At 72.2% G+C, this 13,024-nt stretch carries 11 protein-coding genes; 7 read left to right on the top strand and 4 right to left on the bottom strand.

Annotation, left to right across the window (positions count from 1 at the left end; all coding sequences use genetic code 11):
• Position 1: 1 nt before the first annotated feature.
• From pilM to U8525_RS17080, 4 genes are all read left to right on the top strand, one after another.
• Positions 2-1,609 (top strand): pilus assembly protein PilM, encoded by a 1,608-nt coding sequence (gene pilM, locus U8525_RS17095; protein ID WP_374266926.1) that lies wholly within the window; start codon positions 2-4, stop codon positions 1,607-1,609.
• Between the two features lies 1 nt (position 1,610).
• On the top strand, positions 1,611-2,168 hold the full coding sequence (gene gspM / locus U8525_RS17090; RefSeq protein WP_374266924.1) for a type II secretion system protein GspM: 558 nt from the start codon (positions 1,611-1,613) through the stop codon (positions 2,166-2,168).
• Between the two features lie 3 nt (positions 2,169-2,171).
• A complete protein-coding gene (gene gspN / locus U8525_RS17085) occupies positions 2,172-3,152 on the top strand; it encodes a type II secretion system protein GspN (RefSeq protein WP_374266922.1) in 981 nt (326 codons plus the stop codon).
• 118 nt (positions 3,153-3,270) lie between these two features.
• Positions 3,271-4,902 carry a sigma 54-interacting transcriptional regulator gene (locus U8525_RS17080; RefSeq protein WP_374266920.1) on the top strand — a complete coding sequence of 544 codons (1,632 nt, stop codon included), beginning with the start codon at positions 3,271-3,273 and terminating at the stop codon, positions 4,900-4,902.
• Positions 4,903-4,921: 19 nt separating this feature from the next.
• Here the strand turns inward: U8525_RS17080 and U8525_RS17075 are convergent, their stop codons facing one another.
• The gene (locus U8525_RS17075) at positions 4,922-6,874 is read right to left on the bottom strand and encodes an APC family permease (protein ID WP_374266918.1); all 1,953 of its coding nucleotides are present in this window, start codon (positions 6,872-6,874) and stop codon (positions 4,922-4,924) included.
• 239 nt (positions 6,875-7,113) lie between these two features.
• Between U8525_RS17075 and U8525_RS17070 the strand changes: the two genes are divergently transcribed.
• A complete protein-coding gene (locus tag U8525_RS17070) occupies positions 7,114-7,629 on the top strand; it encodes an RNA polymerase sigma factor (protein ID WP_374266916.1) in 516 nt (171 codons plus the stop codon).
• A gap of 12 nt (positions 7,630-7,641) precedes the next feature.
• Here U8525_RS17070 and U8525_RS17065 read toward each other — a convergent pair whose 3' ends face one another.
• Both U8525_RS17065 and U8525_RS17060 read right to left on the bottom strand, forming a co-directional pair.
• On the bottom strand, positions 7,642-8,295 hold the full coding sequence (locus U8525_RS17065; RefSeq protein ID WP_374266914.1) for a hypothetical protein: 654 nt from the start codon (positions 8,293-8,295) through the stop codon (positions 7,642-7,644).
• A 1-nt stretch (position 8,296) separates the two neighbouring features.
• Positions 8,297-10,474 carry a S46 family peptidase gene (locus tag U8525_RS17060; protein WP_374266912.1) on the bottom strand — a complete coding sequence of 726 codons (2,178 nt, stop codon included), beginning with the start codon at positions 10,472-10,474 and terminating at the stop codon, positions 8,297-8,299.
• 123 nt (positions 10,475-10,597) lie between these two features.
• On the opposite strand from U8525_RS17060, the gene U8525_RS17055 reads away from it, so the two are divergent.
• Positions 10,598-11,335, top strand: coding sequence for a M50 family metallopeptidase (locus U8525_RS17055; protein WP_374266910.1), 738 nt, complete (start codon positions 10,598-10,600; stop codon positions 11,333-11,335).
• A gap of 12 nt (positions 11,336-11,347) precedes the next feature.
• Here U8525_RS17055 and U8525_RS17050 read toward each other — a convergent pair whose 3' ends face one another.
• Positions 11,348-12,007, bottom strand: coding sequence for an MBL fold metallo-hydrolase (locus tag U8525_RS17050; RefSeq protein ID WP_374266908.1), 660 nt, complete (start codon positions 12,005-12,007; stop codon positions 11,348-11,350).
• A gap of 105 nt (positions 12,008-12,112) precedes the next feature.
• Here U8525_RS17050 and U8525_RS17045 point away from each other — a divergent pair, with 105 nt between their 5' ends.
• The gene (locus U8525_RS17045; RefSeq protein WP_374266906.1) at positions 12,113-12,823 is read left to right on the top strand and encodes a hypothetical protein; all 711 of its coding nucleotides are present in this window, start codon (positions 12,113-12,115) and stop codon (positions 12,821-12,823) included.
• Positions 12,824-13,024: the final 201 nt, after the last annotated feature.

Genomic DNA, 13,024 nt, shown 5'->3' with positions numbered 1-13,024 from the left:
CATGGCCCGCATTCTTGGCCTGGACCTGGGAAGCCACTCCGTGAAGGGCGTGGTGCTCAACTCCGGAGCGAAAAGCCAGAACACCCAGGCCTACGAGGAGGTGCGCCGCGCGCAGGAGGGCGAGCGCGCGGACACGCTGCGCGCCGCGGTGGAGGAGCTGCTCGCGAAGCTGCCGCAGGGGCACGTGGACCAGGTCGTCATCGCCCTGCCCGGCCCGTCCCTCACCACGCACGCGGTGAGCCTGCCCTTCTCCGACAGCAAGCGCGTGGAGGCGACGCTGCCCTTCGAGGTGGGCAGCCAGCTGCCGTTCGACATCTCGGAGGTCGTCTACGACTACCAGGTGGTCGGCCAGAAGGACACCGGCGGCAAGGAGAAGGCCGCGGACCTGCTGGTGGGCGTGGTGAAGAAGGAGGAGCTCCAGTCGCTCCTGGCGGTGCTGGGCGGCCTCCAGGTGGACCCGCGCGTCATCACCCACCCGGCGCTCGCGTACCAGAACCTCTTCACCCAGTTGCCCGGCCTCTTCGATGGCCTGGGCGAGGGCGGCCCGGTGGCGGTGGTGGACATCGGGCATGAGCGCACGGCGGTGGCCATTGGCCAGCCCGGCAAGGGCGTGGAGTTCGCGCGCACCTTCGCCGGCGGCGGGCGCGACCTGACGCGCGCGCTGGCCACGGAGTTCCAGACGACGCTGCCGGAGGCCCACGCGTGGAAGGAGGCGCACGGCGCCATGGCCGGCGCCGCGCAGGGGCCGGACGCCGAGCGCGCCGCGAACGCCTTCGTGCGCGGGCTGCAGCCGGTGCTGCGCGAGCTGCGCCCGTCCTTCAAGTCCTTCGCCGCGCGCACCCGCCGGCAGGTCTCCGCGGTGGTGCTGTGCGGCGGCACGGCCCGCATGCCGGGCCTGGCCGAGCAGCTGTCCAAGGACCTGAACCTGCCGGTGCGCGTGCTGGCGCTGCCGGTGGACGCGGCGGAGCGGATTGGGGCGCGGGAGGTGCCGACCGCGGCGCAGGCGTACGCGCTGGCCATGCGCGGCAACGCGGCCGGGGTCCGGGCGCCGCGCTTCAACCTGCGCCGGGGCGAGTTCGCCTTCAAGGGCGGCTACGACTACGTGAAGGACCGGCTGGGCCTGCTGGCGTCCTTCGCGGTGACGCTGCTGCTGCTGCTCATCGCCTTCGGCGTCGTGCGCAACACGGTGCTGTCCCGGCGTGAGCAGGAGGTGGACGCGGTGCTCTGCAAGACGACCCAGCGCATCCTGGGCACCTGCGAGACGAACTACGACCGCGCGCTGAACATGCTCAAGGGCGTGGAGAGCCCCGCCGCGGCGCTGCCCGCGATGTCCGCGGTGAACCTGCTGGCGGAGGTCACCCAGCGCGTGCCGCCGGAGGTGCCGGTGAGGTTCGACCGCATCCAGGTGGACCTGGACCGCATCATGCTCCAGGGAGAGACGGACAGCTCCAAGCAGATCGACACGCTCTCCGCCGCCTTGAAGGGCCACCGCTGCTTCAAGGACGTGAAGGAGGGCAAGGTGGAGAAGACTCGCGACGGGCAGAAGGTGACCTTCCGCCTGGACGTGCAGGTGCAGTGCCCCGGCGAGACGCAGGGGGGGGAGACCTGACATGGGAAAGCTCAAGGAACTCTTCGCGCCCGTCCTGACGTGGTTCGAGCGGCTCTCCGACCGCGAGCGCAAGCTGGTGGCGCTGGCCGGCTCCGCGGTGCTGGTGTTCGTCCTCTTCGTCACCCTCTTCAGCTTCGCCAACAGCGCGCAGGGCTACCGCCGGCGCACGCAGGACAAGCTGGCGAAGCTCCAGGAGGTGCAGGCCCTGGCGACCAGCTACGGCCAGGCGCAGGCGGAGCGGCAGAACGTGGAGCAGCAGCTCACCCAGAGCAACGTGCGGCTCATCACGTACATTGAGGACAAGGCCACGGCGGCGGGCCTCACCGTCCCCAACATGACGCCCAAGGGCGACGTGGGCGTGGGGGACGGCAAGATCATCGAAAGCTCCGTGGAGCTGACCTTCACGGACGTGGACCTGCGCAAGCTGACGGACTTCCTGCGCACGGTGGAGACGGGCCCGGGCATCGTGAAGGTGAAGTACCTGCGCGTGGAGCCCCGGCCCGCCACGGACACCCTGACGGCGTGGACGACCGTCGCCACCTACCGGATGAAGCAATAGCCCATGGCCACTGACTCCAAGACCGCCCGCTGGAAGCTCGTCGTGGGCTATGCCGCGTTCGCAGTGGTCGCGTTCGTCCTCTGCCTGCTGTTCACGTTCCCGTACGACGCCGTCCGCGCGCGGCTGGTGACGGAGGCCGCGGCCCACGGGCTGGCGGTGCGCATTGGCGGCCTGCGCCCCGGCCTGTCCGGCGTCACCGCCACCAACGTGCGCGTGAGCAGGCCGCCCACGCCGCTGGGCGCGGAGTCCGTCGCGGCGCTGGCCCGCGGCGAGTCCGGCGGCCTGGGGCCGGATGAGCTGGGCGAGGCGCTCATCTTCGACAGCGTGGCGCTGCGCCCGTCCCTCTTCCCGCCCGGCGTGGTGGTGAAGCTGAAGGGCCTGGGCGGCACGGTGGACGTGCACGTGGGCGGCCTGAGCGGCACGTCGCTGAACGTGGACGTGGAGGGCGTACAGGCCAGCGGCGGCAACCTGCCGGCGTACACGGGCGTGGACATGGAGGGCACCCTCAACGCGAGGCTGGCGCTCACGGCGCCGGGGACGATGATCCGCGGCCAGCCGGTGGACTGGTCCCAGGCGTCCGGCACGGTGGCGCTGGACACCCAGGGGCTGACCATCAAGGGCGGCAAGGCGGCCATCCCCATGGGCGGCGGCCCCGCCATGCCCATGGAGCTGCCGCGCGTGGTGCTGGGCGAGCTGAAGGGCGACCTCCAGTTCGACAAGGGCCTGGGCACGGTGCGGGACCTGAACCTCAAGAGCGAGGACCTGGAGGGCTCCGGCACCGGCACGGTGAAGCTGGGCCGCCGGCTGGAGTACAGCGAGCTGGCGCTCGACGTGCGGCTGAAGTTCGAGCAGGCCTTCCAGCAGCGGCTGGGCCCCCTGGCGCTCGCGGTGAACATGCTGCCGCAGGACCGGGACAACCCGGGCTGGCGCGGCGGCCGGCTCACCGGCATGGTGAGCAGCCCGCGCTTCGGCCCCAAGCGGTAGCGGCGGGCGGGGGCGCTTCCGGCCCGCTCCTGACGGACCCCGGTTGATGCCCGCGCACGCGCCGTGTAAAGCGCTGCGCGCGGCCCCGGTGTCCGGGGGCTTGGGGAGAGAGTTCGTAATGCCGGAGCTGGTGTTCTTCCGTCGAGGCGAGGAAGTGCTGAGGGTGGCGGTGGACCGGGCGCGGGTGGTGCTCGGTCGGGGCGACTCGAGCGACGTGGCCATCCCGGATCCGGAGGTGAGCCGCCAGCAGGTGGCCCTCCTGTGGGATGGCCAGCAGTGCCGCGTGGAGGACCTCTCCGGCAAGGGCACGAAGGTCGCGGGCGCGGTGGTGGAGCGCGCGGACCTGCCGGACGGCGCGGACATCGAGCTGGGCCAGTGGCGCGCGGTGTTCCGCCAGCACGGCGTCAGCGACGACGCGGACGCCGCCACGGAGGCCGGCAGCGCCACCGCCGTGCAGGGCCGCGAAGCGCAGCGCTGGCAGCCCGCGCAGCTGCGCGTGAAGCAGGGCGGCAGCGAGGCCGTGCACCGGCTCACCGGCGACAGCTTCACGGTGGGCAAGGACGCCGGCAACGACCTGGTGCTCCAGGACCGGTTCATCTCCGGCCGGCACCTGAAGGTCACCCGCCGCGACGGCGTCTTCCACGTCCTGGACCTGCGCTCCACCAACGGCACCTGGCTGGGGCCGGTGCGCCTGTTCGAGGCGGAGGTGACGCTGCCCACCACGCTGCGCGTGGGCGAGGCGGAGCTGCTCCTGGAGGTCGTCCCCGCGGCGAAGAAGGAGGCGCCGGCCTTCCACGGCATCCTCGGGAGCGACCCGTCGGTGCGGCAGCTCACGGACCTGATCCAGCGCGTGGCGCCCTCCACCGCGGCCGTCACCATCCTGGGGGAGTCCGGCACGGGCAAGGAGCTGGTGGCGAACGCGCTGCACGCGTGCTCGCCGCGCGCGAACCGGCCGCTCATCCCGGTCAACTGCGCCGCCATCTCCAAGGAGCTGATCGAGAGCGAGCTGTTCGGCCACGAGAAGGGCGCGTTCACCGGCTCCGTGGGCGCGCGCAAGGGCGCCTTCGAGGAGGCGGACGGCGGCACGCTGTTCCTGGACGAGATTGGCGAGCTGCCCCTGGACCTCCAGGCGAAGCTCCTGCGCGCGCTGGAGAGCGGCGAGATCAAGCGCGTGGGCGCGAGCCGCCCCCAGCACGTGGACGTGCGCGTGGTGGCCGCCACCAACCGCGACCTGCTGGCGGCGGCGCGCGAGGGCCGCTTCCGCGAGGACCTCTACTACCGCCTGTGCGTCGTGCCGCTGCACCTGCCGCCCCTGCGCAACCGCCGGGGAGACGTGGTGACGCTGGCGGAGCACTTCGTGCGCGCGTTCGCCCCGCGCGGACAGACGGTGCGCTTCACGCCGGCCGCGCTGGACCGGCTCCAGCAGCACGCCTGGCCAGGCAACATCCGCGAGCTGCGCAACGTGGTGCACCGCGCGCTGCTCCTGCGCAAGGGCCCGTCCATCGACGCGAGCGACCTGTCCTTCGACCAGGAGGTCAACCGCGAGACGGGCATCACCGTGCCGGAGCTGCCCCCGGGCATGACGCTGGAGCAGATGCTGGAGAAGCTGGAGCGGCAGATCATCGAGACCGCGCTGCGCCGCTTCAACAACAACCGCGAGCGCGTGGCGCGCGAGCTGGGCCTCGCGCGCTCCACCCTCTTCAAGCGCCTGAAGGACTGGGGCCTGACGAAGCAGGACGAGCAGGAGTGACAGGAGGGCCCCTCCCGCCCTACCCGTTCTCCGGGGGGGCGGGGTCCCCCCAGGCCGAGTGCGGCTCCGGGCGCGCCTCCGTGCGCATGTACCAGGGCACGCTGACCACCACCAGGCGCCGCTCGCCGCTCAGCAGCAGCGCGCTGCGCAGCAGCTCCGAGCGGCGGCCGTAGAGCATGGAGCGGTACCAGCGCCGCTCCAGCAGCTCCGGCATCACGATGGCCACGGTGCCGCCCGGGACGTCCGCGAGCAGCGCGTCCAGGTAGTCCATCAGCGGCCACACCAGCGCGCGGTACGGCGACCCCACGTGCACGAGCGGCGGCGGGCTCCGCCCGGCCTCCAGCAGCGGCCCCTGGACGAAGTGCTGCCACTGCGAGTCCAGCGCCGCCTCGTCGACGTCGCCGCTGCAGATGTGCACCGCGCGCACGTCGTCGCTCAGCTCCAGCGCGAAGCGCAGCGCCGTCTCCGACGCGTGGGACCAGCGGTCCACCGGCACCACCGCGACGAGCGGCGACGCGGGCGTCAGGAGCACGGGCCGCTTCAGCTCCGTCACCTGCCGCATGCGCGCGTACGCGGCATGGACGCGCGACAGCAGCACCAGCCCCACGGGCACGATGACGAACGCGGCCCAGCCGCCGTGCGTGAACTTGGACACGCCCACGATGCACAGCGTGAGCGCCGTCATCACCGCGCCCGCGCCGTTGAGGGCCCGGCGCCACCGCCAGCCGGCCTCGTCGCGGTGCCGGCCCCAGTGCACCACCATGCCCGCCTGCGACAGGGTGAAGGCCATCAGCGCGCCGATGGCGAACAGGGGGATCAGCCGGTCCGTGATGCCCTTGCACACGATGAGCAGCACGGCCGCGAGCCCGGACAGGGTGAGGATGCCGCGCGACAGCGCCAGGCGGCGGCCCCGGTGCGCGAAGCCCGGCGGCAGGTAGCGCTCGCGCGCCAGCACCTGGCAGACGAGCGGGAAGCCCGCGTAGCTGGTGTTCGCGGACAGCGCGAGCACGCTGAGGATGGCGGCCATGGCCACGTAGTAGAAGACGCCGCGCCCCATCACCGCCGCGATGAGCTGCGACAGCACCGTCTGGTAGTTCGCGCCGTTCGGGTCCGTGGCGCCCACGCCGTACACCCGGCACAGCAGCGCGATGCCCAGCAGCATCATCACCAGGACGCCCACGATGATGCCCAGCGTGACGCGCGCGCGGCGGATGGCGGGGTCGCGGAAGATGGGCACGGCGTTGCTGATGGCCTCCACGCCCGTCATCGCCGTGCACCCGCTGGCGAAGGCGCGGATGACCAGCCACGCCCCCAGGGACGCGGTGGGGACCTCCAGCGGCGGAGGCTGCTGCGCGGGCGTCGCGTCCCCCGTCACCAGCTTGAAGAAGCCCACAAGCAGCACCACCCCCAGCGACGCGATGAAGAACCACGTGGGCACGACGAACACGGCGCCCGCCTCGCTGACGCCGCGCAGGTTCACGAGCGTGAGCAGCGCCAGCAGGCCCAGGGTGATGTGGAGCGTGTGGGGCCGCAGGGCGGGGAGCGCGGACACCAGCGCGCCCGTGCCGGCGGAGATGCCCACGGCCACGTTGAGCAGGTAGTCCAGCATCAGCGCCGTCGCCGCGAGCAGCCCCGCGCCCCGCCCCAGGTTCTGCTTCGCCACCGTGTACGCGCCGCCGCCGCTGGGGTACGCGGCGATGGTCTGCGCGTACGAGCCCGCGACGACCATCAAGAGCCCGACGATGGCGGCGGTGATGGGGAAGAGCAGCCACACCCCGGCGGCTCCCAGCGGGCGCAGCACGGTGAGCGCGGCCTCCGGGCCGTACGCCGCGGAGGACAGCGCGTCCAGCCCCAACAGGGCCACGCCGGTGAGGACGCCCGTCTTCTCCTGCATCGCCTGGGCGCTGGTGAGCGGGCGCCCCAGGAGCAGGTCCATGAGGCCGCTGCCCCTGCCCGCGCGGCTCCGGGGCATGAACGGCCTCCTGCGTCCGTACTCGGCCAGCTGAGCCATCGCGGCGTCCCCCTGGCCCGCAAGGTGCGCACCCGCGGTCCGCGCGGGAGCGCGGCCCTGGCTTCCGTGGATGGGCTCCAGCAAGCCCCTCGGGGGGCGGGCCGGTCCGGTCCCCCACCCTGAAGTCGCATACCCCCCAGGGTGATAGACCCTTTCCGGCGCCCGTTCGTTCCAGGAGGAGACACAGGAGACCGTCCACCATGGGCCCGCACGCCGCCGTCCTCCCCTTCCCCACCCTGGATGATTTGTACGCCCGGCACCGCCCGCGGGCGCTGGCCATCGCCCGGCGCATCGTGGGGGACCTCGACGACGCGGAGGACGTGGTGCAGGACGTCTTCCTGCGCCTGTCGCGGCAGCCCCCGGGGCTGGACGGGCGGGCGACCTGGAGCACCTGGCTGCACCGGGTGATGGTCAACAGCAGCATCAACTGGCTGCGCGCGCGACGTCGCCGGGAGCGGCTGACGCACGCGCCCGAGGAGACCGTCTCGCCGGAGGCCCACGCCATGGGCACGCAGATGCAGCGCCACTTCCACGAGGCGCTGGAGGAGGTGACCCCCCAGCAGCGGCAGGTCCTCTATCTGCGCGAGGTGCGCGGCCTGGGCTCCGCGGAGATCGCCCGGCTCCTGCGCATCCCCGAGGGCACCGTGAAGAGCGCCCTGCACCGCGGCCGCCAGCGCGCCCTCACCGTGATGGAGGAGCGCGGCCAGCGGCCGTGAGGCGCGCAGCCGCTACTCGTCGCCCTTGCTGCCCACGAACTGATCCCCCTTCTCCTTGAAGAGGAGGTTGAAGCTGGTGAGCGAGCCGTAGACGCGGGTGATGTAGCCCTGCATCTCCGCCTTCTCGGCCTCCGTGAGCTTGGGGTGCGCGTTGAGCTTCTGCTCCAGCACGCGCAGGCGGTCGCGCACCATCGTGACCTTGTGGAACAGGCTGTCGATGGGCAGGTCCTTCGCCTGGAGCTCGGGGTTGCCCGGCACCAGCCGCACCGTGCCGCCCTCCCACTTGCCCGCGAGCGGCGGCTCGCTGAGCCCCGCCGCCTCCCGGAAGATGTCCATCAGCTCTTCGCGCGTCATGTCCAGCCCTTCCAGGTCCACCACCTCGCGCGGATCCGCGCGGTGGCGCACCACCACGGGCGCCACGCTCCGCGGGGCGCGGGTTCGCGTGCTCGCAACGACGGGCGCCGGGGCCGCCGAACCCCGAGGCGCGTACTTGTCACAGATGGGCGCGGAGGGCGGGAACATGCCGCGCGAGCCCTGCATCCGGCACGGCCCCACCCAGCCCCGGTGATCCACGGAGTGCGGGCTCCAGAGCTTGCAGTTGCCACACACCCGCTCCTCGGGCCGGAAGGTGGGCAGCGCTGGAGTCCCGTCCCCCGCGTCCGACATGTCAGCGCGACTCCCTCGTCACGGCCGGGCCCTTGCGGATGTTCAGCTCGCGCAGGAGCGCGTCCGCGTCCTCGACCTGATCCAGCTGCCACAGCAGGTAGCGCACGTCCACGTTGACGTTCCGGGCCACGTCCGGATTGTAGCCGAAGTCGTTCGCGACGTTCTCCCACACGCGGTCGAAGTTCACGCCCACCAGCTGGCCCTTGCCGTTCACCGTGGGGCTGCCGGAGTTGCCGCCCGTGGTGTCCGCGTCCGCCAGGAAGTCCACCGGCACGTCCTTCAGCCGGGGGTCCGCCCACCGCCCGAACTTCCTGGCCTCGGCGGCCGCGCGCACCTTCTCCGGCGCGTTGAAGGGCTCCTCGCCGGTGTGCTTCTGGAGCATGCCCGTCAGCGTCGTCTGCGGCAGGTACAGCGCGCCGTCGCGCGGCGTGTAGCCCTGCACCTTGGCGAACGACACGCGCAGCGTGCTGTTGGCGTCCGGCGCAACCGGCTTGCCCGCCTGCGCCATCACCGCCTTGCGCCACGCCGGCCGCAGCCGAGAGGCCGCGCCCTGGCGCCGGTCGCGCGTGTCATCCAGCGCGGCCTGCTCCTTCGCCAGCTCCAGGCCGAACGCCAGCAGCGGGTCCTTGCGCGCGGTGAGCTGCGCCACGGACTCGTCCGCCATCTTCAGGCGCTCCGCCAGGGTGAGCACCTGGGTGCCCGCGTAGAGCGAGTCGATCTTCGCGGCGACGTCCTTCTCCGAGTACGTCCTGCCGAAGACGGCGTCCACGGCGGCGATGCGCTCGTCCGGCTTCAGCGCCTGCGCGCGCTTCACGAACGCGTGCAGGAGCGCCTTGTCCGCGGCGACGAAGAGGTTCTTCTGCTCGCGCTCCAGGCGGTCCTTGATGCGCGGCACCTCGCGGTCCATGTACTCCGGGCGGCGCTCCAGGTCCGGCTTCGCGCGCTCCATGGACAGCCGGGCCACGGCCGTGGCCAGCGCGGGCCCGCGCGCCAGGCGGCCGGACATGTTCAGCAGGAACTCGCGCTCGAAGGTCTTCCCGGACGCCTGCTGCTCCGCGAGCAGGGCCTCCCGGGCCTGGAGGGCGTCGCCCCACTTCGCGGCGTCCTTCCGGGCCCAGGCGACGGTGGCGGCCTCCGTCGCGTGCTGCTTCTCCACGATGTGGCCGCGCTTGAGGCCCGCCAGCTGCCCGCCCGCGTTCTTGTAGGCGTTGTGCAGCCCCTTGAGCTGCGAGGCCACGGCGATCTTCCCGGCGGGGTCCTTCTCCCCTTCCGCCTCCAGGATGCGGATGGCCTCGCCCAGCACGTCGCGCATGCGCGGGTAGAAGCGCGCCTGGCGCTCGGCCATCTCGTCCGCCAGCAGCGTGCGGTAGGTGGTGCCCGGGTAGCCCAGCACCATCACGAAGTCGCCCGGCTTCACGCCGTCGGTGGACAGCGGGAAGAAGAACTCCGCCTTGTAGGGCACGTTCTTGTCGCTGTACGCGGCGGAGGCGCCGTCCGGCGCGGTGTACGCGCGGATGATGGCGAAGTCGCCGGTGTGGCGCGGCCACATCCAGTTGTCCTCCTCCCCGCCGTACTCGCCCACGGCGCGCGGCGGCGCGTAGACCAGGCGCACGTCCTGGAGCTCCACCGCGTCCACCAGCGTGTAGTTCACGCCGCCGTCGAAGGTGGCCACCTGGCAGCGGGTGGCGGGGCGCTTCTCGCACTCGGCGACCAGCTCCTTCTGCTTGCGGTCGATGGCCTTGTAGCGCGCGAGGTCGTCCGCGCCCTGCGGCACGGCGGCGTTGATCTCCGCCGTCACGTCCTTGAAGCCGCGCGGCACCTGCACGCGCGAGCCCTTGCCCGGCAGCTCCTCGGCCTGGCGCTTCGCGAGGAAGCCGTCGGTGATGAGGTCCCTCCGCGGGGAGCTGTGCTCCTGGATGATGGAGAAGGCGCAGTGGTGGTTGGTGATGATGAGGCCGGAGGCGGAGATGAACGACCCGGAGCAGCCGCCGGTGTTCACCGTGCCCGCCAGCAGGCCCGTGCCGCGCTTGGGGTCCCACAGCTTGCTCGGCGGCAGCTGGAGGCCCTGCGCCCTGAGCCAGGCGGGGCTCAGTTCCAGCACCTGCTGCGGGGTCCACTTCCCTTCCCCGGCGAAGGCCGGGGCAGCCACGAGCGAGAGGAGAAGGAGCGTCTTCTTCATGGTCCCTCCTCCCTACCCCGTCCGTCGCCCCGGCGCGACCGTTCCGGTGTCCGGGCCGCGCGTTTTCACGGAAGATGGAACGCGCTTGGATGTTCTGGTGTCCAGGCAGGAGGGGACCCGGCGATGCGGACCGCGAGCGGAGCGACTCTGGATTTCGGCAGGCTGGCGCTGCTCCTCCTCCTGATGGGGGCGTCCTGGTACTTCTGGGACTCGCCGGTGCTCTGGCCGGTGAAGGTGCTGGTGGTGATGATGCACGAGAGCGGGCACGCCATCGCCTCGCTGCTCGTGGGGGGCTCGGTGGACCGGGTGCACCTCCAGGTGAACGAGGGGGGCTCCTGCTTCTCCCGCCTGCCGCCCGGCGTCATGAACCGCGTCATCGTGTCCTCCGCGGGCTACCTGGGCAGCGCGGTGGCGGGCGCGGCGCTGATGCTGGCCACCTTCCGCTTCCGGCTGGGCCGCGCGGTGATGGGCGCGGCGTCCGTGTGGCTGGCGGTGATGGGCTTCTTCTACGCGGGGGACCCCTTCACCCTGGCCTTCTGCCTGGGCATGGCGCTGGCCATGGGGCTGGGCGCGCGCTTCCTGCCCACGGGGCTCGTGGACGCGCTCAACCTGTTCCTCGCGGCCTTCACCGCGCTCTACGTCGTCTTCGACCTCAGGGACGACCTGTGGAACAGCGCGGTGCGCGCGCAGAGCGACGCGGCCATCCTCGCCAGCGAGACGTGGGTGCCCTCCATCGTCTGGGCGGCGCTGTGGACGCTCCTGTCGCTGGCCCTCCTGGGCGTGTCCGCGTACTGGGCCCTGCACGCGAAGCCCCCGGGCGGCGTGAAGATGCCGCCCATGGCACGCGCACGGCGGGTGTGAGCCGGGCCGGCCCTACTTGCGCGGCCGCATCCGGAAGGCCACGAAGGACGCCATGTCCGGGAAGCCGAAGTACGGGTTCTTCTGGCGGATGGCCTCCATCTGGGCCACCGGCACGTCCGCGTAGTCGTGCCCGGGGTACAGGCGCGTGGAGTCCGGCACCTTCGCCAGCACCTGCGACAGCGAGCGGTACATGTCCTCCGGGTCGCTGCCCGGCAGGTCGCACCGGCCGCACCCGTTGATGAACACCGTGTCCCCGGACACGAGCGCGTCCTCCGCCAGGAGGCAGTGCGACCCCGGCGTGTGCCCGGGCGTGTGCAGCGCGTGGAACGTGCGCGCGCCCACCGACACCGCGTCCCCCGCCTTCAGCGGCCGGAGCGCGTCACCGCCCCACGCGCGCAGCTCCCGGGAGAAGGCGACCTCCTCCGCCTGCGCGTACACCGGCACGTCGTGGCGCGACAGCAGCTCCTGGAGGCCGTTGATGTGGTCGCCGTGGCAGTGCGACACGAACGCGCCCACCACGCGCTTGCCGTCCCGGGCCACCGCCGCCTCGATGGCCGGCACGTCCCAGGCGGGATCCACCACCACCACCTCCGGCCCGTCCTCGGGCCCCACGAGGTAGACGAAGTTGTCCATGGGGCCGAGCTTGAGCTGTCGCACGTACGGTGTGGGCATGGCTGTCCTCCTGGCGGGCACTCTACGCCCCGGGCTTGCCGCCCCGGGGCCAGTTCCCTTTGAATGCCACTTTTTGATGCCCCACGCCGTCAGGAGGTCTCGTCCGTGAAGCGCCTGCCCACCCTGCTCGCCTGCTCGCTCCTGGCTGGCGCGACCGCCTCCGCCGCGGGGCGGACCGCCTCCACCCTCCGCTACAAGCCGTCGCAGGACGAGGAGCGCCCCGTCATCGTGGACGCCACCATCGGGCCCCAGGGCAGCGACTTCGCCATGCGGCTGAAGTTCAGCAAGGAGCCCTTCGGCGAGGAGTGCAAGCAGCGCTGCGCCAACCTCACCCTCTTCCTGGACACCGACTCCAGCGCCCAGTCCGGCCTGCACCTGCCCTCCAACCCGAAGGCCCCGGAGAACGGCGCGGACCTGGCGATCGTCATCCAGGGGGTCCGGGAGTACAAGCGCCAGGACGCGCCCCCGGAGGTGGCCCTGCGCGTGAAGGTCCGGCAGCTGGGCTCGGACGCCACCAGCGCGGACGCGGGCGAGCTGCTCGCGGACCTCAACAACCGGCAGGATCCGGAGCGCATCCAGACGGATGGCAACACCGTCTACCTCCTGGTGGACGCCACCAGCGCGCTCCTCCCCTCCGCCCGCAAGGTGCGCGTCATCTACCACCCGCCGGGGAGCAAGGCCCTCACCGCCACCGTCAACGGGATGGCCGGCGCCACCTCCGGCCGCGGCGTGCAGATCTTCAAGCGCGGCAACTGGGGCCGCGCCCCCGACGCGGAGGGCAAGAAGCCCCGCGCCAACTCCGGCGACAACGGCTAGCCGGAAGCAGCCCGCCAGCCAGGCCCCGCACCCACTCCCCTCGGAATTCCGGGGGGTTGGCGGCGGGTTTCAAGCAGGCACAGGACTGCACGGACGTACAGAAGTTCCGCGCGGGAGCCGACGCAACCTCCCGAATTCGTTCTCAATGTCAGGGGCCCATGGTAGTCCCGCCCATCTGACGTCGAGAGGCCGACCCGACTG

It is taken from the genome of Corallococcus sp. RDP092CA, assembly GCF_041903675.1.
Lineage (GTDB): Bacteria > Myxococcota > Myxococcia > Myxococcales > Myxococcaceae > Corallococcus.
The sequence above is the reverse complement of the archived record's forward strand: the minus strand, read 5'-3'. Positions and strand labels throughout refer to the sequence as shown.